The organism is Pseudoalteromonas sp. 68 DY56-GL68, from assembly GCF_041414825.1.
Classification (GTDB): domain Bacteria; phylum Pseudomonadota; class Gammaproteobacteria; order Enterobacterales; family Alteromonadaceae; genus Pseudoalteromonas.
In genome coordinates this window covers 268668-290382 of record NZ_JAOCZL010000018.1, presented here as the reverse complement: position 1 = coordinate 290382, position 21715 = coordinate 268668, and the positions used below count along the sequence as shown (strand labels likewise).

23 protein-coding genes are annotated in these 21715 nt (G+C 41.2%); 16 read left to right on the top strand and 7 right to left on the bottom strand.

Annotated features, from left to right (window positions below):
• Positions 1-6: 6 nt before the first annotated feature.
• Positions 7-1722, bottom strand: coding sequence for a lysophospholipid acyltransferase family protein (locus tag NYF15_RS09820; protein WP_371353618.1), 1716 nt, complete (start codon positions 1720-1722; stop codon positions 7-9).
• A gap of 125 nt (positions 1723-1847) precedes the next feature.
• Here NYF15_RS09820 and NYF15_RS09815 point away from each other — a divergent pair, with 125 nt between their 5' ends.
• Positions 1848-2768: a 2-hydroxyacid dehydrogenase gene (locus NYF15_RS09815; protein WP_371353430.1), complete on the top strand. Its 921-nt coding sequence runs from the start codon at positions 1848-1850 to the stop codon at positions 2766-2768.
• Between the two features lie 92 nt (positions 2769-2860).
• On the top strand, positions 2861-2995 hold the full coding sequence (locus NYF15_RS09810) for a hypothetical protein (RefSeq protein WP_267136365.1): 135 nt from the start codon (positions 2861-2863) through the stop codon (positions 2993-2995).
• A 39-nt stretch (positions 2996-3034) separates the two neighbouring features.
• On the opposite strand, the gene smrA is transcribed toward NYF15_RS09810, so the two are convergent.
• The 3 genes from smrA to NYF15_RS09795 form a co-directional block, all read right to left on the bottom strand.
• On the bottom strand, positions 3035-3616 hold the full coding sequence (gene smrA, locus NYF15_RS09805) for a DNA endonuclease SmrA (RefSeq protein ID WP_371353429.1): 582 nt from the start codon (positions 3614-3616) through the stop codon (positions 3035-3037).
• A gap of 148 nt (positions 3617-3764) precedes the next feature.
• A complete protein-coding gene (locus tag NYF15_RS09800; protein WP_130151241.1) occupies positions 3765-4010 on the bottom strand; it encodes a hypothetical protein in 246 nt (81 codons plus the stop codon).
• Positions 4011-4111: 101 nt separating this feature from the next.
• Positions 4112-4555, bottom strand: a complete 444-nt coding sequence (locus NYF15_RS09795) for a hypothetical protein (protein ID WP_341804083.1) — start codon at positions 4553-4555, stop codon at positions 4112-4114.
• Positions 4556-4721: 166 nt separating this feature from the next.
• Between NYF15_RS09795 and NYF15_RS09790 the strand changes: the two genes are divergently transcribed.
• On the top strand, positions 4722-5105 hold the full coding sequence (locus tag NYF15_RS09790; protein WP_130151243.1) for a response regulator: 384 nt from the start codon (positions 4722-4724) through the stop codon (positions 5103-5105).
• Between the two features lie 84 nt (positions 5106-5189).
• Here NYF15_RS09790 and rpsT read toward each other — a convergent pair whose 3' ends face one another.
• Complete coding sequence (gene rpsT / locus NYF15_RS09785) at positions 5190-5450, bottom strand: 30S ribosomal protein S20 (RefSeq protein ID WP_036967030.1); 261 nt, start codon at positions 5448-5450, stop codon at positions 5190-5192.
• 243 nt (positions 5451-5693) lie between these two features.
• Between rpsT and murJ the strand changes: the two genes are divergently transcribed.
• From murJ to NYF15_RS09720, 13 genes are all read left to right on the top strand, one after another.
• The gene (gene murJ, locus NYF15_RS09780) at positions 5694-7274 is read left to right on the top strand and encodes a murein biosynthesis integral membrane protein MurJ (RefSeq protein ID WP_346729903.1); all 1581 of its coding nucleotides are present in this window, start codon (positions 5694-5696) and stop codon (positions 7272-7274) included.
• Positions 7275-7346: 72 nt separating this feature from the next.
• Positions 7347-8273, top strand: a complete 927-nt coding sequence (gene ribF, locus NYF15_RS09775) for a bifunctional riboflavin kinase/FAD synthetase (RefSeq protein WP_130151244.1) — start codon at positions 7347-7349, stop codon at positions 8271-8273.
• 25 nt (positions 8274-8298) lie between these two features.
• The gene (gene ileS / locus NYF15_RS09770; RefSeq protein ID WP_371353428.1) at positions 8299-11124 is read left to right on the top strand and encodes an isoleucine--tRNA ligase; all 2826 of its coding nucleotides are present in this window, start codon (positions 8299-8301) and stop codon (positions 11122-11124) included.
• A gap of 9 nt (positions 11125-11133) precedes the next feature.
• On the top strand, positions 11134-11634 hold the full coding sequence (gene lspA / locus NYF15_RS09765; protein ID WP_062570513.1) for a signal peptidase II: 501 nt from the start codon (positions 11134-11136) through the stop codon (positions 11632-11634).
• A complete protein-coding gene (fkpB, locus tag NYF15_RS09760) occupies positions 11631-12071 on the top strand; it encodes an FKBP-type peptidyl-prolyl cis-trans isomerase (protein WP_062570514.1) in 441 nt (146 codons plus the stop codon). The genes lspA and fkpB overlap by 4 nt, the downstream gene beginning before the upstream one ends.
• Positions 12071-13000, top strand: coding sequence for a 4-hydroxy-3-methylbut-2-enyl diphosphate reductase (gene ispH / locus NYF15_RS09755; protein WP_130151246.1), 930 nt, complete (start codon positions 12071-12073; stop codon positions 12998-13000). Before fkpB ends, ispH begins: the two co-directional genes overlap by 1 nt.
• A gap of 38 nt (positions 13001-13038) precedes the next feature.
• On the top strand, positions 13039-14067 hold the full coding sequence (locus NYF15_RS09750) for a sensor histidine kinase (protein ID WP_371353427.1): 1029 nt from the start codon (positions 13039-13041) through the stop codon (positions 14065-14067).
• Positions 14064-14771 (top strand): LytR/AlgR family response regulator transcription factor, encoded by a 708-nt coding sequence (locus tag NYF15_RS09745; protein WP_371353426.1) that lies wholly within the window; start codon positions 14064-14066, stop codon positions 14769-14771. Before NYF15_RS09750 ends, NYF15_RS09745 begins: the two co-directional genes overlap by 4 nt.
• A gap of 113 nt (positions 14772-14884) precedes the next feature.
• Positions 14885-15433, top strand: a complete 549-nt coding sequence (gene pilV, locus NYF15_RS09740; RefSeq protein ID WP_130151248.1) for a type IV pilus modification protein PilV — start codon at positions 14885-14887, stop codon at positions 15431-15433.
• Between the two features lies 1 nt (position 15434).
• Entirely contained in the window at positions 15435-16424 is a 990-nt protein-coding gene (locus NYF15_RS09735) for a PilW family protein (RefSeq protein ID WP_371353425.1), read from the top strand.
• Positions 16412-16894, top strand: a complete 483-nt coding sequence (locus tag NYF15_RS09730) for a pilus assembly protein PilX (RefSeq protein ID WP_371353424.1) — start codon at positions 16412-16414, stop codon at positions 16892-16894. The genes NYF15_RS09735 and NYF15_RS09730 overlap by 13 nt, the downstream gene beginning before the upstream one ends.
• Positions 16895-16907: 13 nt before the next feature.
• Positions 16908-20093, top strand: a complete 3186-nt coding sequence (locus NYF15_RS09725) for a pilus assembly protein (RefSeq protein WP_371353617.1) — start codon at positions 16908-16910, stop codon at positions 20091-20093.
• A complete protein-coding gene (locus NYF15_RS09720) occupies positions 20077-20499 on the top strand; it encodes a type IV pilin protein (protein ID WP_237119460.1) in 423 nt (140 codons plus the stop codon). Before NYF15_RS09725 ends, NYF15_RS09720 begins: the two co-directional genes overlap by 17 nt.
• 7 nt (positions 20500-20506) lie before the next feature.
• Here NYF15_RS09720 and NYF15_RS09715 read toward each other — a convergent pair whose 3' ends face one another.
• Both NYF15_RS09715 and NYF15_RS09710 read right to left on the bottom strand, forming a co-directional pair.
• A complete protein-coding gene (locus NYF15_RS09715; RefSeq protein ID WP_165381489.1) occupies positions 20507-21040 on the bottom strand; it encodes a GspH/FimT family pseudopilin in 534 nt (177 codons plus the stop codon).
• 71 nt (positions 21041-21111) lie between these two features.
• Positions 21112-21657 carry a GspH/FimT family pseudopilin gene (locus tag NYF15_RS09710; protein WP_371353423.1) on the bottom strand — a complete coding sequence of 182 codons (546 nt, stop codon included), beginning with the start codon at positions 21655-21657 and terminating at the stop codon, positions 21112-21114.
• Positions 21658-21715 lie beyond the last annotated feature (58 nt).

The window sequence follows — 21715 nt, the reverse complement described above, 5'->3', positions numbered from 1 at the left end:
TTACTTTTAGCGTGATTGACCTAAGTATCGCTTGGCCTTACTAGGTTTTACTTTGTCTAAATCAACGAGCACTAAACCATCAATACAATTATTAAATTCAGGGTCGATACTAAAACTTAGAAACTGTACGCCACCTGCTTCACAAAGCTCGGTGTATTGTTTGAACAAGGTCGGGACTTGTGCGCCAATATTGGCGAGCACATGTTTTAACTCAACAAAGTCCTCTTTAATATCATTACCCGTAAATAGCTGAGCACATTGCTCTTTTTGTTGTTCGGTATGACGAAATTCATTATTGGGAATCGCCAATAGTTGCTCTGCACCATAATAATACTGGTAATAATGAACCAGTAGCGATTTTGCTTGCTCGGGGAGTGCGTTTGACACACTCACTGCACCAAATAAATAACGGTATTGTGGGTAGCGATTCACAAATGCACCAATGCCGAACCATAAATAATCAAGGCTTTTTCTACCCCAGTATTTTGGTTGTACGAAGCTACGGCCAAGTTCAATGCCTTTTTCAAAATAAGGTGCCATGTCATCGCTGTAGTTAAATAGGCTGTCAGTGTATAGACCTTTGCGGCCATGTTTCTCAATGATGTCTTGTGCGCAGGCGAGTCTATATGCACCCACTAATTCAAGCTGCTTTGCATCCCATAAAACAAGATGCTGATAATCCATGTCGTATTTATCTATATCTCGACGTTTACCACTGCCTTCTCCAACTGCCCGAAAAGCAATTTCGCGCAGTCGTCCTAGTTCACGGAAAATCGGCGAGCTACCACAGTATTGATATAAGTAAATTTTCATACCATCTGATGTTTCACCTAATAGCTCACACTCTTCGATGGCTTTTTTTAAGTCTTTTGTTGCTTCTGGACTTGCGATAGGTGTTTGAGTTTTCAAAGGCAGCGGTTTTTTAGTGACAAGTCGATATAGTTGCTTTCTTATTAGCTGCGCGATTTCTTTATCTTTTAAGTTTTCAATTAAATATGATTCAGGTGGAATTGAAGCACCAATTTCAAACTCTAATGATTTTTGACGCTGCTTGAACATTTCTTTTACTAACAACAAACTCGCTAACGGTTTATAGATCATTGAAGTACCGTAAAACAAAGGGCTATTTTTCGCTTTAATGTAAATCGGCAAAATAGGAGCGTTGGCTTTTTTGGCCATGCGTAAAAAGCCACTGTTCCATTTACAGTCCTTAATTCCTGTGGGGCTTAAGCGAGACACTTCGCCTGCTGGGAAAATTAATAGCGCTCCATCCGACTTTAAATGCTGTTGAATATTAGCCAGTTCTTTCTTTTTACTGGTGCCAGAAAGGTTATCAACAGGGAGTAGTAAAGAGTGCATGGGAGTGATAGACATCAGCATGCGGTTGGCAACCACTTTTAAATCTGGTCGCACACTAGATAAAACCTTAACTAATGCTAATGCATCGAGTGAGCCAATAGGGTGATTTGCCACAATAACGACGTTACCCTCACTGGGAATGTGTTCTATTTGCTTTGGCTTGTAGCGTGTGTCAAAGTCTAGCTCATCAAGAACCTGCTCAACAAATTCAAGTCCTTGTAGGTGTGGGTATGCATCACCAAAGGCAACAAATTCCTGCTCGTGTAGCAAGTAACCGAGGCCTTTTTTAACTAAGCCTTTTACTTTTGGTGAATTTTCTAACTGTGGTAAATTTGCTTCTATTACTTTATCGACACTGATCATACAAACCTCAAACATAAACGCATTCAGCGATGAGGTTAGAGTAAGAGTTCGCTGTGACAGTTAGGTTGCAGTTGTGTGACTTTTTAAAGAGCGCTTAGAGAGCGGTTCAAAATATGGAGAATACAATGATTTTACTTGTTGCTGTAACAGGTCGAGATTGCAGCCAATTAATTGCTCGATTACAAGCGTTATTACCTGAGGTTGATGTGCAGCTTTGGTCTGAGTGTTCCAACTATGAAGCAGTAGAGTTTGTGCTGGCGTGGAATGCACCGGCTGATTTATGGCCTAAGCTGGTAAATTTAAAAGCAGTGTCTTCATTTGGGGCAGGTGTCGATAGCATCGATTTGTCAGCGATAGCCGCGCATGTTCCCGTTGTTAGAATTGTTGATGATAATCTTGCAAATGATATGGCAGAGTACGTGTTGACTCATGTATTGGCACACAAGCTTAGGCTCAAAGAATATTATTTAAAACAATCAGCTTGCACTTGGAAGCCAAAGCGCGCGTATGCACATCAACATGTGGGTATTTTAGGCTTCGGCGAGCTAGGCAAGGCGGCAGCGATGAAGTTAGTAGCAAATGGCTTTAAAGTGAGTGCATGGTCAAATAGTGAAAAGCAGCATCCAGAGGTTAGCTGCTATCACACACAGCAAGGGCTTAATGAGATGCTTCCTTTGGTTGATTATCTAGTATGTTTATTACCATTGAGTCAGCACACAGCGGGTATTATTAATGAAGCGCTATTAACGATGTTACCTCCTCATGCGGTTGTCATTAATGTGGCAAGAGGTAAGCATGTTATTGATACAGATTTAATTTCGGCGCTAGATAGCAATAAAATACGTGCAGCCACACTGGATGTATTCACTGAAGAACCTCTAGATAAAGACCATCCATACTGGTCTCATGACAAGATTACGTTAACGCCCCATTGCGCTGCTTTATCTGATATTAATAGTGTAGTTGAACAAATTTCAGCTAATGTTAAACGATTGGTTTGTGGGGAAGAGCTAATTAATAAGGTTGATAGAACAAAAGGTTATTGACAAAGTGTGAATTAATTCGTTAAACGTCTTGTTAACATCTGTAACTTTGGTATGCTGAACGTGCATGATAAACAATAATAAGAAGAGGCGTTATGAAATCTAACCAAAATGGGGCGAAATTTAGTCTAGTCATTGTGTCTGTCATCGTTTTAGGTGTCTCTGCATGGTTTAATCAAGCGAATGCAAGTGAAACGAATGTTCAACCAGTAGTAAGTAACCAAAAGTAATCGTGTTATTGGTGCACAAAGTGGATGTGCACCAACTGCCTAGCTCCTTTTAGAGTGGATCTCTCTGTTTTCGTGCTTTTTCTCGTCCGACTTTTTCAGCAACACATAAGTTGCGCCATTTCCTCCATGGTGTTTGAGTGCACTGTGAAAGGCAAGTACAGATGGAATTTCTTGTAGCCATTTATTTGTGTAACTTTTTAATATTCCGGGTTTAGATTTGTTTTTAATGCCAATACCATGGCGAACTAATACTACGCGTATGTTGCGTTTATGACAGTCATCAATAAATGTAAGAAGTGTCGTTCTTGCGCGTTGAAGAGGTTGGCCATGTAAATCTAGAGTCGCATCTAGCTGGTATTTAGCTAATCGCAGATATTTAAAAACTTGTGCTTGCACACCTTCATTTTTAAAGCTTAAAACGGCATGAGGGTCTAATAGCTCCACATACTCGCTCTGTAGATAATTCTCATCCACAGATAAATCGCACTCGGCAGCTTTGCGCTTTTCTTGCTGAGCAAGTGACGGGCCTTGCTTGGTGCTTTTGAGTTCTACAGTGTCGTGTTTAAGAGGTTTAACATCTTCCATTGACATAAGAAATAAGTCGAAGTCGTCTAGTGACATAAGGCACCCCTAAATTACTTATATACGCTGTATATGGTATATCAGTTCAGCTATTTTGTAAGTAAAAAAAAGCCCAAACAGATGGCTGTTTGGGCGTAAACAGTGATAGCTAGGATAACCTATTCTATCAATTTATCTTAGGAGAAGATTAACCTTGGTTTACATTCAATTGGCCAAATGTATAGACCTTGAATAAATAAAATGTATTGATCAACACTAAGCTCATATTTGAGATCACACTTGATGACATCAGATCTAAACTAAACGATAAAAATAATAAACTACACGCACTAATTGCTGCAAAACGCAGTAAATTTAGTTGGTTAATGAAGAAAGCACCTAATCCTAGTGCAAGTAACGTTAAGTTTAAAAGCCAATCTAGCTCGTTTAGCATGGTCGTATCTAATAGTGTCTGTGTTGAAAAAGGAGCGCCATTATGGTGATCTTTTGCACAGTTTTCAACCAAGTAATTTTATTGTTTTCAGATTAGATTTTTTAATCCATAGCTAGCTTTTTTATTGCAGCAAAAAAGCCACTTTTTTCTGTAATGCGGTATTTCTGGCAGCTGTTAGGGTCGCGTTTATCTTGGCATAGATAAATAGTATTACGGCTAAGGTCTGCACGTGGGATTAGTGTAGAGTCAAACACGTTGGCTCCGTAGCCAAATATGCCAGGCCAGAAGACACTTTGCGATACCATGCCTAGTTTTTCGTAGGTGATTAGAATTGGCTTAGGAGTGATAAGCAAAATTAATAATACGACTGCTAATATGTACCAACGGGCTGGACTTTTCTTTGCGGTCGGCTCTGCTACTGTTTGTTGTATTGGCTGCGTGGGTGTCTGAGGCTTGCTTATTGTTTTTGGTCGTTTGCTAGGGACTGGTTTCTTGCGAGCGGGTTGCTGCCCAAGTAAAGATTGTTTTTTTACATTTTTAGACATAAAGCTTATCTGGCCTTTTATTTATAGGTCTCTATAATGAGATTATAACGAAGTTTTTGATATAATAGTTAAATTCAGATCATATAACATTGATTGTCCTAATTTGCGTAAAAGGTGCATTTCAACATGCAATTAGTGTTTATCTTTAAATATTAAGAGGAATAGTATGGATACGCAGCTTTCAATTTTAATTGTGGACGATGTGGGGACTGTCCGCAGTTTTTTAAGTCAAACGCTAATGCACTTAGGAATTGATAATGTGCGAGAGGCTTCAACAGCTGCACAGTGCTTGAGTGCATGCAAAGAAAAAGAGTTCAATATTATCTTCTTAGATATAGAGCTACCCGATGGTGACGGCAAGGAGATTATTTCACAAATTAATGAAATATCGCCCGAAGCGAATGTAGTGATGGTGTCAGCTCATTCTACTGTTGAAAATGTAAAAGAAGCAATTGAGAAAGGCGCTAAGGGTTTTGTTGTTAAGCCATTCACCCCTAAAAAGATTGCGGCTATGTTGAAAAAATTCTACCCAGATCTAGAAATTGTTTAGTGGCTGAGTATTTACACTAGGCACTAAAATTTAGACAAAAAAAAACCGGCGTAGGCCGGTTTTTTTATATTCATCAAAAACAAATTATAGCGCTTTGATTTTAGCTGCTAAACGGCTCTTATGACGAGCTGCTTTGTTCTTGTGGATTAGACCTTTAGTTGCGTAACGGTCTAGGATAGGTGTTGCAACAGCGAATGCCGCTTGTGCAGCTTCTTTGTCGCCCGCTTCAATTGCAGCAACTACTTTTTTGAAGTAAGTACGCATCATTGAACGACGGCTTGCGTTATGTTGACGATTTTTTTCGCTCGTAATAGCGCGTTTTTTTGCAGACTTGATGTTAGCCAAGGTTTGCTCCTAACAATCTTAAAATAAGCTTAATTTAAAGGCCGTGGAATATGCCTGTTTTTATCATGAATGTCAACGAAATTTTGACATCTCAAGAAAAACTGCTCCTTATAACGAACATCAATTTGCCGCTTTAGCAGTTAATATCGCCATTGTAACAAAGGGTCGGGTTCGAGCCTAGTGCTTTAAAGATATTTTAGGCATAATCGCCCATCTTAGAGGTTTTTTGATAATGGGTTTAAGGTGGCAAAAGGATTATTTCGTTCTGGGATGATTGTCAGTGCAATGACGATGATCTCGCGTATTTTAGGACTAGTACGTGATGCAGTTGTAGCCAATTTATTGGGGGCAAGTGCAGCTGCTGATGTGTTTTTATTTGCTAACCGAATTCCTAACTTTTTGCGCCGTCTATTTGCTGAAGGGGCATTTGCACAAGCGTTTGTACCTGTTTTGTCTGATATTAAAGAGCAGCAGGGTGATGATAAAGTAAGATTATTTGTAGCTCAAGCAGCCGGCACCCTAGGGACAATTTTGCTCGTTGTAACATTATTTGGTGTGATTGCCTCGCCAGTGATTGCCGCACTATTTGGCACCGGCTGGTTTATAGATTGGTGGCAAGGGGGAGAAGATGCCGGAAAGTTCGAGCTGGCAAGCGCGCTTCTTAAACTAACTTTTCCATATTTGTTTTTTGTTAGTTTAGTTGCTCTGAGCGGTGCCGTGATGAATGTATACAATCGTTTTGCGGTCGCTGCGTTTACCCCAGTACTTTTAAATATATCCATAATTACTTGCGCTATTTTTCTGCATGATCAGTTTTCAGTGGGCGCATATGCACTTGCTATAGGCGTGTTTGTTGGTGGTGTAGTGCAGTTATTGTTTCAGTTACCGTTTTTGTATCGTGCCCGTATGCTGAGCCGTCCTCAATGGGCTTGGCAAGATGAAAACGTAAAAAAAGTACGAAAACTAATGCTGCCAGCGTTATTTGGCGTCTCGATTAGTCAAATAAACTTGTTGCTTGATACCATGATAGCTTCAATGTTAATGACGGGTTCCATTGCGTGGCTCTACTATTCTGACAGGTTGATTGAGTTTCCTCTTGGCCTATTCGGCATTGGTATTGCGACGGTAATTTTACCTGCACTATCTAAACTCCATAGTACGAAAAGCACACGTGATTTTCAGCACACGCTAGATTGGGGAGTGCGCTTTGTCATCTTTTTAGGCTTACCCGCCATGTTTGGCTTGATGGTTATAAGCCCATTAATCATCACCGTACTTTTCGATCATGGCGCATTTCAAAATGGTGAGATAGATCATGTTCAAGCGGTAAGTTATGGCGTAATGGCTTATTCGGTTGGTTTAGTTAGTTTTATGCTGATTAAGGTGTTAGCACCTGGTTTCTATTCGCGTCAGGACACGAAAACGCCTGTTAAAATTGGTATTAAAACGTTAGTGCTTAATATGGTCTTTAATATTATGCTAGCGCCGTTTATTGGTTATTTAGGGTTGGCACTTGCCACGTCTATGTCGGCAAGCTGTAATGCGTATTTGCTGTATCGTCAGTTGCACAAAGAAGGTGTTTATCAGTTTTCAGGCATGAGCCTTAAATTTAGTTTTAAATGTTTGTTTTCTAGTGTGTTTATGGCAGCGGTAGTTTGGTATGTTGGACAGCTCGTTGCTTGGCAAACTTGGCACTTTATGGAGCAAGTTTCGTTACTTGCAGGGTTACTCGTGTTAGCCGCATTCGTATACTTTTCGTCTTTGTTTGTAATGGGAATTCGACTAAATACGATAAAAAGTGTTGCAACTACTGAATCGAACTAAAAAAAAGATTATAATCGGCGTTTCACGCCCGATATCTGTGTTTGGGCTCGCTGATAAAGGCAAAAAGGTGGCATGGAGTTAATTAGAGGTATTCACAATATACGCGCGCAGCATTTTGGTTGTGTGTTGACTATTGGTAATTTTGATGGCGTGCATTTAGGTCATGCAGAAGTGATAAAAGGCTTGCTACAAGACGCACAGAAACATCAATTGCCAAGTACTGTGATGTTATTTGAGCCTCAGCCACAAGAGTTTTTTGCTAAAGACAACGCGCCTGCACGTTTGACACGACTTCGTGATAAGCTCAGCTTACTAGCAAAGCTGGGTGTTGAACGGGTGATTTGCATTAGTTTTAATCAGCAGTTTGCCAATATGGAAGCTGAGCAATTTGTCAGCCAAGTTTTAGTTGAAAAATTAGGTGTTAAAGCACTGACTGTGGGTGATGATTTTTGTTTTGGTAAGCGTCGCCGCGGTGATTTTTCACTACTGAAAAGCATGGGCACTGAGCTAAACATGGATGTGAAAAGTACGGCTAGTTTTCGCAGACTTAATGATAGAGTAAGCAGTACCCTTATTCGCCATGCGCTTGCCGCAGGGCAATTAGAAGACGCAAAAACCATGTTAGGTCATGGTTATGCGATTTCTGGGCGTGTGATTCATGGCTGGGCAAAAGGTCGTGAACTAGGCTTTAGAACAGCCAATATTGCATTAAAACGTCAAGTATGCCCAGTAAACGGGGTGTTTGCGGTACGTGCAATAGTTGGCAATAAAGAATTATTTGGGGTTGCAAATATTGGCAACAAACCCACATTTAATGGAACACGCGCATTGTTAGAAGTTCATCTTTTCGACTTTGCGCAAGATATTTACGGACAATTTATGCACGTGGAGCTGATTAAGAAGCTCCGCGATGAGAAAAAATTCGAGACATTAACACAACTGACGGCGCAGATTGCAGATGATGTAACCGCCGCGAAGCAGTGTTTTGGTTTAAACTAGGTAGCCGATACGGAAAGTAGGATTAATGAGCGACTACAAACATACTTTGAATTTACCGGAAACAGCGTTTCCAATGCGCGGCAATTTGGCACAACGTGAACCAAAGATGCTTAAGACATGGTATGAAGACGACCTTTACGGTCAAATTCGCAGCGCTAAAAAAGGTAAGAAAACCTTCATTTTGCATGACGGCCCTCCGTATGCAAACGGTGATATCCATTTAGGCCACTCGGTAAACAAAATTCTTAAAGATATTATTGTTAAGTCAAAAACCCTGTCTGACTTTGATGCACCTTATGTGCCTGGTTGGGACTGTCACGGTTTACCAATTGAGTTAATGGTTGAAAAGAAAGTCGGTAAGCCTGGCGTGAAAGTGTCTGCTGCTGAGTTCCGTGAAAAATGTCGCGAATATGCAAAAAAGCAAGTTGAAGGTCAAAAAACAGACTTTAAACGCTTAGGCGTATTTGGTGACTGGGACAAGCCTTACTTAACAATGAACTTTGACTTTGAAGCGAATGCGATTCGCGTGCTTGGTCGCATCATTAAAAATGGTCATTTACACAAAGGTGCTAAGCCTGTTCACTGGTGTACAGACTGTGGTTCAGCACTTGCTGAAGCAGAAGTTGAATATCAAGATAAACAGTCGCCAGCAATTGATGTACGTTTTGAGTTTGCTGATCAAGATGCAGTTATTAATGCGTTTGAATTAGCAGATGGTCATCAAGGCACTGGTGCTGTTAGCACAGCAATCTGGACAACAACACCGTGGACACTTCCTGCTAACCGTGCAGTAGCGGTTCATGAAAAACTTGAGTATGCCCTTGTTCAAGTTGACGATGAAGGTGCACAGCAGCGTCTAATTTTAGGTTCTGAGCTAGTTAAAGATGCCATGGACCGTTATGGATTTAAGCATTATCACGTACTTGGCTATGTGAAAGGTGCTGCACTTGAGAATTTACAGGTTGCTCACCCATTTTATGACTTCACAGTGCCAGTTATTGTTGCTGATCACGTAACGACTGATTCTGGTACGGGTGTTGTTCATACTGCGCCTGGTCACGGTCAAGAAGATTTCGCGGCAGGTCTTGCTTATGGTTTAGAAGTAGCTAACCCTGTTGGTGCTAACGGTGTTTACTTACCTGACACACCAATGTTTGCTGGTCAGCACGTATTTAAAGCAAATGCGAGTGTCATTGACGTATTAACTGAAAACAATGCGTTATTGCATCACCATGCGCTTACGCACAGCTACCCACATTGTTGGCGTCATAAAACACCCATTATCTTCCGTGCTACGCCACAGTGGTTCGTAAGTATGGACCAAGCTAACCTTCGTCAAGATTCATTAAACGAAATCAAAAAGACTGAGTGGTTACCAGAGTGGGGCGAAAGCCGCATTGCAAATATGGTTGAAGGCCGTCCTGATTGGTGTATTTCACGTCAACGTACATGGGGTGTACCAATTGCTTTATTCGTTGATAAAGACACAGGTGCGCTTCACCCAAATACCCAAGAGCTGATCGAAGAAGCTGCGAAGTTAGTTGAAAAATCAGGTATTCAAGCTTGGTATGACTTAGACCCTGCTACTTTACTTGGCGATGACGCTGAGCAGTACATGAAAGTACAAGATACGCTAGATGTATGGTTCGACTCTGGTGTGACTCACGCATGTGTGGTTGATGCACGTGAAGATTTAACCGGTCCTGCTGATCTTTACTTAGAAGGTTCTGACCAACACCGTGGTTGGTTTATGTCGTCAATGATGACATCGGTTGCTATCAATGGTCATGCGCCTTACAAGCAAGTACTAACACATGGTTTTACGGTTGATGAAAACGGCCGTAAGATGTCTAAATCACTAGGCAACGTAATTTCGCCACAAAACGTGATGAACAAACTAGGTGCTGACATCTTACGTTTATGGGTTGCATCAACTGACTTTACAGCAGAAATGACTGTATCTGATGAAATCTTTAAACGTTCTGCTGATCGTTACCGCCGTATTCGTAACACGAGCCGTTATTTACTTGCGAACTTAAATGGTTTTGATCCTAAAACGGATCAAGTTGCTATTGAAGATATGGTTGAGCTTGACCGTTGGATTGTGGGCCGTGCAGCTGAACTTCAAGATGAAATTTTAGCAGCTTACGATAAGTATCAAATGTTGCTTGTAACGCAAAAGCTAATGAACTTCTGTACTGGTGAGCTTGGTTCGTTCTACCTAGACGTTATTAAAGACCGTCAGTACACAGCGAAAAGCGACAGCCATGCGCGTCGTTCATGTCAAACTGCGCTTTACCATATTGCTGAGGCAATGACGCGTTGGATGGCGCCGATTTTAAGCTTCACCGCGCAAGAAATTTGGGAAGCATTACCAGGCGAGCGTGACAAGTTTGTATTCACTTCAGTGTGGTACGATGGCTTAAAAGCCTCTTCGCAGGGTAAGTTCAGCAACGATGATTGGTTAACAATCCTTAATGTGCGTGATGAAGTTAACCGTGTATTAGAGGCCGCTCGTAAAGAAGACGTTATTGGTGCAACTTTACAAGCAAACGTAAGCATCTACGCAAGTGAAGAGCTAAGCTCTAAACTAGCTGCGTTAGGTGATGAACTTCGCTTTGTATTATTAACGTCAGGCGTAACCGTTGAAACTGTAACAGCGCAGCCTGAAGGTACTCAGGCGACTGAGATTGATGGCCTATTCATTAAAGTTGCTGCAACAACCGCTGAAAAATGTGAGCGTTGTTGGCATTACTGTGATGATGTAGGTGCTAACCCTGCTCATCCTGAAATCTGTGGCCGTTGTGTAAGCAATGTTGACGGCGATGGTGAACAGCGTCAGTTCGCATAGGAGTTGTTAGTGAGCAAACTAGCCGGAAAAAGTGGCTTGGTTTGGTTATGGCTGAGTCTACTACTTTTAGTAGTAGACCACGCGACAAAAACACTTGTCGTTAATACCATGGCCTACAAAGAGTCGATAGATATTCTGCCTTTTTTTAATTTCACTTATGTACATAATTATGGTGCAGCCTTCAGCTTTTTAAGTGACTCTGGAGGTTGGCAGCGCTGGTTTTTTAGTCTGATTGCTGTGTCGATCAGTGTACTTTTAGTGTGGTGGCTTAAACGCTTACCAGCGACAAACAAGGTATTGTGCTCAGCTTATGCATTGGTGTTAGCAGGGGCTATTGGCAATTTATACGACCGTATTGCTTATGGTTATGTCATTGACTTCTTGCACGTCTATTATGAAAACTGGCACTTTCCTGTTTTTAATATTGCTGATTGTGCCATTTGTATTGGTGCCGCATTACTTTTATTTGATGCCTTTACAGGCGAAAGTCCTAAGGAGCAAAAAGCATGAGCCAAGCAGTAATTGGTAATAACTCTGAAGTGATCTTTCATTTCTCAATTAAATTAGAAGATGGCTCAGCAGCCGATTCTACTAAAGTTCATAATAAACCAGCTAAATTGCGAATGGGTGACGGAAGCCTAACAGAGAACTTTGAAAAATGTTTGTTAGGTTTAGCGGCAGGTGACAATAAATCTTTTGAACTTGAGCCAGAGGATGCATTTGGTCAACCTAATCCTGATAACATTTATTATGTTGACCGCAGTAAGTTTGGCGCAGATACGCCAGCTGAAGTTGGCAATATAATCGCGTTTACTCAGCCAGACGGTACTGAATTACCTGGTCTTGTTCGTGAAGTACAAGGTGAGTCTGTAACGATTGATTTTAACCATCCTTTGGCAGGTCAACGTTTGACTTTTGAGGTTGAGATTTTAGAGGTAGCGGGCTGATGGATATTTTATTAGCCAATCCGCGCGGTTTTTGCGCGGGTGTTGACCGCGCAATTAGTATTGTTGAGCGTGCACTCGATATCTTCGAAAAGCCTATCTATGTTCGCCACGAAGTTGTGCATAATCGTTATGTGGTTGATGGTTTAAAAAATCGTGGCGCTGTTTTTGTTGAAGAGCTTGACCAAGTGCCTGACGATAGCATTGTTATTTTTAGTGCCCATGGTGTATCGCAAGCTGTTCGCAACGAAGCAAAACGCCGTGAATTAAAAGTGTTTGATGCAACCTGTCCGCTGGTCACTAAAGTTCATATGGAAGTAACTCGTGCGAGTAAAAAAGGCATAGAGTGTGTGTTGATTGGCCACCATGGGCACCCTGAAGTTGAAGGCACCATGGGACAGTATGACAACGAAGCGGGTGGTATTTACTTAGTAGAAACCCCTGAAGATGTCGAAAAGCTGAGCGTTAAAAACCCTGAAAACTTATTTTACTGTAGCCAAACGACATTATCTGTAGATGATACAGCTGATGTGATTGATGCACTACGTGCTAAGTTTCCAGCCATTGATGGCCCACGCAAAGATGATATTTGTTACGCAACGCAAAACCGCCAAGACGCAGTCCGTGATTTAGCGGATAAAGTGGATGTATTACTTGTTGTGGGAGCAAAAAATAGCTCTAACTCAAACCGTCTACGCGAGCTTGCTGATAAAATGGGCACGAAGGCGCATTTGATTGATGATGCAAGTAACGTTGAAGCGGATTGGTTCGACAATGTCAATGCGGTGGGTGTTACTGCCGGCGCATCTGCACCCGAGGTTCTGGTTCAGCAAGTTATTGCGCGCCTGAAAGAATTAGGCGGTAATCAAGTTGTTGAAAACCCTGGTGAAGAAGAAAATATAGTATTTGCCGTTCCTGTTGAGCTACGCTAATCTAAGCGGATAACTGTGAACAAAAAATAGGAGAGCCCATGAGCAAACAGCCAACTAAAAACGGTTTGCTGATTGAGGCTCTTTTTCAATCCAGAGGGGTACTCGCAACCCTTGTTGTTAGCCAAACTATTGCTGTTTTATTGGCTTTTTCGCCTGCCAGTTATGGCGATGTATGGCTTCGCCTAGCTGTTTTTAGTTTCTTTTTACACCTTGTTTTTCTGACTAGCGTTGCCGTGCTTTATTTATCGAGAGGGCAGCTCGTTAGATTATCTAATGCATGGCAAGTCATTGTTTTAAGTTCCTTACTTCTTTTACTAACAAGCTTGTACAGCTTTCTTGTACTCAGTCTTTTTGATGGGCTTTATCAGGTTGACTCCCTAGCTCATTTTTTAGCAAGCAATATGCTGATTATCTTTTTAGTGACAGTGCTTTTTGTACAGTTTATTTCTATTCATAATCAAAAAGAGCAGCAGACAAAAGCGTTAATCCAAGCAGAGCTGGATGCTTTACAGGCACGTATTAGACCGCATTTTTTATTTAACAGTTTAAATACCGCGGCAGAACTGACCCACCATGATGCTAATGCGGCTGAGCAGGCTATTTTAGCTCTAGCCGCCTTGTCGCAGGCAGCAATGAGAAGCGGTAAGGCAATTAGTTTAAGTGATGAAATAAGCTTATGTCAGCAATATATTAGCTTAGAAAAATGGCGTTATGGTGAGCGCTTAGTGGTGTGTTGGCAATTACCTGATGAAATACCAGCATTGGGTATTCCCTGTTTAACAATTCAGCCCCTGATTGAAAATGCTGTTTGCTATGGTGTCGAGCCGGCAGATAAGGGAGCGAGGATTAATATTTCTATGCATGTTTCAGAGAAAAGTTACACGTTTATAATTACTAATCCTCTTTACAAAAATAAGGGTGCTTCGCCAAGTGGTAACGGTATGGCGCTTGAAAATATTCGCCAGCGTTTAGGGCTTTTTTATAACTATAAAGCCCAGTTACTGACCACTCAAAGAGAGGGGGAATTTAGAGTGAAACTTGTGCTACCAAGGCTAAAAATACAATGATAAGTACATTAATTGTTGATGATGAACCGCTAGCACGGGCCCGTATAAAACGCTTACTCGCAGCACATCCTCAATATGATGTGATAGCCGATGCAGAGAATGGCGAGTTGGCAGTTAAGTTATGCCGACAGTTACAACCTGATTTAGTACTCTTAGATATTAATATGCCAAAGTGCTCAGGAATGGACGTTGCTGCTGTGTTGAAACAGCTTACTATTCCACCTGCCGTAGTGTTTTTAACAGCACACCCTGAACACGCACTCGAAGCTTTTGAGCTTGCTGTTGATGGTTATTTAGTAAAACCTGTTACAGCGGATGCTTTATCGAAAACGCTGTCTCAACTGAGAAGATTAAACCGTGCCCAAGTGAGTAAAAGTGATGACCTTTATATTAGCTATCAACTTGCAGGGGTCATTAAGCGAGTGCATATTGAAGATATAATTTGTTGTACAGCTGAGCAAAAATATACGCGTTTAACCTTTGACGGAGGCGAGGCCCTAGTCGAGCAAAGTTTAAAGCAGCTAGAGCTGCAGTACCCAGCGCAATTAATGCGCATTCACCGAAATACATTGGTGAATAAAAACCGAATTTACAGTATGACTCATGATGATGGTGTGCACTCGTTGATGCTAGATGGTGCGTCGACAAAATTCGTCATTAGTCGGCGTGAAGTAAAGACGGTTAAGGCTATTATGGGTAAATAGCTTGGCTCAATGTACCGCTTATCAATAAAAACGACCGTTCATCCATTCTTATATTGCTATTTACTGACCCCATCTTATGCTAAATCTATGGAAAAGTATGAGTTGAATTCATCATGTTAAACAAATCACAAGCCCAAGGCTTTACGCTAATCGAAGTGCTTATTGCTTTTGTGATCTTGAGTTTTGGTTTACTCGGGGCTGTGGCACTTCAAGCAAAGGCAAAGCAAGCGAGTTTTGACTCAATGCAGCGTGCAGCGGCTATTGCATTGGGTAACGATATTATCCAGCGAATGCGTGCAAACGATACGGCAGGATTTGCAGGTCGTTACAACGGAACATTAACCAGTGACACACCATTAAATACTAATTTACAGTGCTTTAATAACGCTTGCTCTGCAGAGCAAGTGGCAGCACTTGATAAACAGCAGTGGGTGAGAGCTATTCAAGCGCGTGAGAATACCGGCGCTTTAGACGATGCAACCGTGTGTATAAATGCAGCGTCGCTGGGCACAGCAAATGAATTTAATATTGAAGTGGTTATCAGTTGGCAAGGACGTCAAGAGATCAAAGCAAACAGCGATACAGCAGCGGTTGATTGCGGCGCATTGAATGATAAACGACGCTTAATTGTACTTGAAAGTTATATATATCTAAGGTCTTGATATGAAAAAGCATATTGGCTTTACGTTGGTCGAAATGATGGTTGCACTGTTTATAGGTGGCCTTGTGTTGGGCGGAGTCATGTTTACTTATTTGAGCATGAAAGTCACAACCCGAGACACAATGACAATAGGCGAGCTTCAAGAAACAGGCCGCCTTGCAATCAATATAATGCAGCGTGACATTGAGCAAATAGGTTTTTGGGGAACATATTACGAAAAATCAATGACATCTGAAAATACGGATACTTTAACCAATCCAGGTAACGATTGTTTTGGGGGGCTCAATAACGGCAGTTTCCCTGACGCGGCATCCGTTACTAACTTTCGCTCTGTTTATGCGGTAAATACAACCGACAATACCGCATTAGGCTGCATTAATAATGCAAAAAAAGATACCGATGTTCTGCAAGTAAAGTTTTTAGAAGGCTTAGAGATAGCACCTGCTGATACAAACAATAATTTTTACTATTTTATTGCTGAACAAGATAGAGGTGAGTTTCGTCGGGGTCCTGTTGATGCTGCTAGCATAAGTGGTAATGCGACTGTATGGCGTTATCGTCACCATGTTTACTATATTTCTGAACAAACATTCACCATCAATGAACAGCAAGTCTCTGTACCTGTACTGATGCGCAAACGATTAAGACCTGGCTCAGGAATGGTGACTGAAACCATTATGGAAGGGGTCGAAGACATACGTTTTGTATTTGGCCTAGATACAACAAATAACAGCCGAGTTGATACCTACAAAAGCATTGAAAACATGACTAATTCTGATTGGGAAAATCGTCAAAGTATTTTAACCGTTCAAGTCTTTTTACTCACAAGGTCGTTAATACCTGATGCAAATCTAAAGTTGCAAAATCAAACCTACACGTTGGGCGAAGATGCAAATAAGCGAGAGCTTACATTTAATGATAATTTCAGGCGTGCATTGTTCACCACGACGATCCGCTTAAATAATGTTGGAGCAAACCTATGGCGCATTTAGTATCGATAAAAAAACAGCAAGGTGTTGTGCTGATTGTTGCCTTGATTATGGTTGTAGCTGTAACTGGAATAGCGGTTACTTTAATGAGTAGCAGTAGCATTGACATAAAAATTACGAATGCGGCTCAAGAGCGGGATGCCGCAGAGAACAAACTAATCGGTATTGTTCAAGAGGTTATTGCAAAAGAAGCGCTCGAAGACGGTAAAAGTGCATTTTTATTGAAACCCGCAAAAATACCCGCTGAGGGTTTTAAAATGAAGAAAGTTGATAATGAGACAAGCACACTTAAAAATATGAACAAAGGGCCATCAGCACTACTTTGCCCTCGCAAGTTTGATCCGACCCCCGGTATTGTTTGTAATATGGTGCAAATTGACACAAGCCTTACTTATGGTTCCAAGAGCAAGCACACATTAACCGTTGTCACAGGTGTTGCCCAAGAGATGGCGAACGTGAATTCGGGTGGTTAACTGGAGATTTATGATGAAAATTAAATGTTTAACTCGCAGTATACTGCTCGGTTTCATAACGCTATCTGGTATGTCGGTGCAAGCAGAAGATATTGAGCTCTATGTTAACCATAATGTAGATTTAGATGAGAGACCACGCGTTCTGATTGTGTTTGATACGTCAGGAAGTATGGCATTTTCAACAGCCACAGGTAACAGTTGTGGCTATAACTATTATACCGGCTACGTAGTATGTCCTGATAGTCGCTTGGGGGTTGCACAGGGTGCAATTACCAGCTTGGTTGATGATAATGACGATATTGATTTTGGCTTGATGAGATTTAATGGTACAGAAGGGGGCTATGTGCTCGCAGGTATTGGCTCATCGACATCACTTTTAAAGCAAACTCTTTCAGCTCTCCCTGCTGATGGCGGTACGCCCCTAACGGAGACATTATGGGAGGCATATCTCTATATTACAGGGCAAAGCGTATTTTATGGACAAAACGTCAGTGAAGCCCAGCGTGACACAACTATTGAAACAAGGGTTCAATCAGGACCGTGGTGGCGACCTAGGTATACCTATACTTATAACTCACCTTTTGATACTACAGAAGAAGCCAAACGTTGTGATAATTCAGTTAACGTTATTTATATGACCGATGGGGATCCTTCTGCTGACCAAGATGGCGAGCAAAATAGTAATATTAGCTCTTTGTATAACACTCATTTTAATCAATATCTATCTAGTACAGACAAAATAGCCGGTGTATACCTACACAAGCTTGCTCAGATAATTCACGGTACTGAGGATGTTGACGTGGATTTATTTCCTTCAACACCGGATATTCATGAAACAGGGCGAGTATACACAATCGGCTTTGGTAGCGGTATGAGTAATAATGGTAAACGCTTACTATCAGAGACTGCAAAGCTAGGTGGCGGACAATACCTACATGCCAACACCTCTGAGCAGCTATCGCAGGCACTTAAAAACACCATAACTCAAATTCGTGAAGTAAACGATAGTTTTACCTCTCCGTCCATCGCGAGTAATAACGTTGATCAAACTCGTAGCCGTGAAGATATATATTATGCGATGTTTTATCCAGAAACAGGTGCTCGTTGGCGAGGAAATCTAAAAAAACTAAAAGTGTCTGGTGAACAAATTATTGATTCGACAGGTAAACCAGCTTTAAATGAAGACGGTCTTATATCAAATAAAGCACGTACATATTGGCTACCAGATAACGAAGAAGCTGACGGTAACACAGTGCAACGTGGCGGTGTTAACTTGCTGTTGAGTAGTCTTGCAAGTCGAAAACTTTATACTGATGCAGGCTCGTCAGCTTTAATCAGCTTCACGAAAAGTAATGTATCTAATGCACTTGGCGGAGATGATAAAGCGGCAGCTGCATTTGGAGTGGATAAGTCTCAATTGCAAAAAACGATTGATTGGGCAAGGGGAATCGATGTTGATAATGAGGATGAAGATGCATCTTCAATTGATCAACGCCAAGATATTTTCGGTGATCCACTGCACTCAAAGCCTGTGACAATAGATTATGGTAATGACGATATACGTATTCTAATTGGCACCAACGCAGGTTTTATGCATCTTTTCCAAGATAAAAATGACGTGCTAAAAGAAAGCTGGGCATTTATGCCAAGTAGCTTATATAAAATAGTGAAACCGTTAAGAGACAATCAGTCCAACACAAAAGTGTACGGCGTCGATGGTCCTATTTCAGTGTTCTTTGATGATAAAAATGGTGATGGGATCGTTAACGGTAGTGACCGCGTATGGGCCTTCTTTGGCTTTAGACGCGGCGGTAGTTACTATTATGGTCTTGATATCACTAACCCTGACTCACCAAGCCTTATGTGGAATGGGCCTATTGTGGGTGGTTCTGCTGATTTTAAAGAGCTTGGCCAATCTTGGTCTAAACCGACGGTGACCTATATAAATCTAGAAGGGTACGAAGATCGTCCATTGCTGGTTTTTGGAGCAGGTTATGATACCAATAAAGATAATGTCATTCGGACTGCTGATAGCAAAGGCCGAGGTATTTATATTGTCGATGCACAAACGGGTAAAAAGGTATGGGCACTCACGCCAGCTGAAAATGGTTTTCAAGGAAATCACAGCATAGCTTCTGACATAACGACACTGGACTCTGACTATGATGGCTACGTTGACCGTTTATACGCCACTGATACCGGTGGCAATGTCTGGCGCGTAGATATGCCTTCAAACACTCCTAACGATTCGAAACAGCCATGGACTCATTTTAAACTAGCAAGTCTAGGCAATACTTTATCGACACAAGATCGTCGTTTCTTCTATAAACCGTCAGTGGCCAGAACAGTATTCAGCAAAGTGACAAAAACAACAGTGAATGGCCAATCGACAATTGCCCGTCTGGACACTCCGTATGATGCGGTATTAATTGGTAGCGGCAATCGCTCAAAGCCTACAGCCACCACGGCGAACGATCAGCTTTATATGATCCGTGATATCAATACAACTACACAATCGTTCCAAGGTAGTGACGTCCCCGTCGCCATTACGCAATCAGACTTAATGAATATGGATTCAGACCCATTTGGTAATGCATTAGACGATATCGATGAATTTACAGAGCTTGAAGTTGAGTTGTCTGAGTATTACGGTTGGTACTACAACTTACCTGCTGCCGGTGAGAAGTCACTGGCTGCTAGCACGGTGATTGGTGGTGTTGCTTATTTTACAAGTTATACTCCTTCTTCTGCCACTGAAACGGTAAACCAGTGCTCATTAACTGGTGGGGCAGGTGGCCTGTATGCATTTCATTTGCATTATGGCACCAAGGTTTATGACGAATTAAAATTTACTACATCAAATGATGTACCAGATACGCCACAGTTATACTTTGGTGTTGGTGATAGTTGTGTTGATAGAAACAACAATGGTTTTTGTGATGACTTATCTGATACTGAAAACCCTGACGTAATTAAAGATACAAATATAAAAGTGGAAGAAAAAAGCCAGTTTATGACCATAGGCCCTGGTATTAAAGGTCAGCAGAACCCATTCAAAGTTAAAAAAATAGTCGGGCCAAATCTCACTCAAGAAGATGGTAAAATTAAGCTTGTAAGCGATACAGATCCTGTTGGCTTTGGCTTCGAAACACAACAAACCTATATTTATAAGCGAGAAGTAAATGATAAAAGTCAATAAAGCGAACGCTGGCTTTACACTGATAGAGCTCATGATAACAGTGGCTATTTTGGGAATTATCGCCAGTATTGCCTTGCCTAGTTATTTTCAGCACGTCAAACGCACAGCCAGGACAGAAGCTATAACGGCATTATTAGATGCTGCAAATAAGCAGGAGCAATTCTTTGTTGATAATAGGGAATATACAACAGTGCTGGCTAATTTAGGTGTTGCAAGTAAAACAGAGAATAACTTCTATACGGTGTCTGTGACTGTTGATAACGATGCGGGGACATTTGAGTTTACCGCCACACCTGCATCGGGACCTGTGCTACAAGATACCGAATGTACTTCTTTATCAATCTCAGATACCGGATTAAAGACCTCGAAAGGCTCAGCAAATGCGAAAGAGTGCTGGGGCCGATAAAAAGAGCCTATAACTGGCACTTATCAGTATCTTTTAAACGAGTACGGCCGGTAAAACTTAACGAAATAGCAAGCCCTTTCAGGCTTGCTTTTTTGTACTCAGGGCAATAGATAAAAGTGCCGTTATTAAAGCCCATAGGGGTACCATTAGGCCTAAAAGTAATAGCATGTCGAGGGTAGGTGAGTTGATCAAGTCTGTTAACTGCCTCTAGCTCAAGGATGATTGTATCGTTACTATCAAGTACACCAATTTCATTATTATCTACAAATACGGTGAGTGATTTGTGCCAGTAGTCCTTGTTACAGTGATTATCTTTTAGAGCACAAAATGTTATGAATGCATCGTTAGTTTGTGCATTATGACGGCTTATCCCCAGCGCACGCCTAATCTCTTGCATTTTGTTTTCTAGGCGATTTTTGGCAAGCAAAGGGGTATATTCAAACAATGCTATATTAAGAAGAATAGCTAAAATAGACAACACAACTAAGCTTTCTATAAGTGTTGTGCCTTTTAATTTCCACCAATACGTTTTTGTCTCCATCCGTGAAGATCTCATTTATTATAGTTTCTTCAACTATATTCACGTACCTTTATTGGTGTCAAATAAGTTGCCTAATTACAGCTTTTAGTCGTATTTCCATTATATAAAGCAGTCCCTGATTGAGTTACGGTAAGCTCTTTATTGTTATCTCCGTCTGCTTTTGAAGGGCAATAGATAAAAGCGCCAGCAGTTGTTGTGATCATCCCGCTTGTATCAAAGATTAATGAATTACCACCTGTAAATTGGAGCCTACTGCTAGTTGGAAGCTCTTTCATTACTCTGAGAATTTTATCGTTTTGAGCAGGGTTGTAGACACCGTTTTGGTTAGCATCATAAAATACAAATACAGTGCCTTCCTGCCAGTTTGAACAAGTAACGCGACTATTATTTTCAATGTTAGTGGTATTTCCTGCGCACACAACAACTAAAGAGTCGGAGCTGGTGGCTTTGGCTCTTGCGAAACTAATATTACGTTTTAATTCTTGAAGATAGCTTTCAGCACGATCTTTTTCGAGTAGATCAGAACTATCCCACAATGCTATAACAGCGATAATACCCACTATTGCGATAGTGACCATAAGCTCTAAAAGCGTAAAACCTTGTTGTGATGATTTCATTGTTGTCTCTATTATCAAACGCCTCATTTAATAATATCATGATTGCTGATTTAATCAC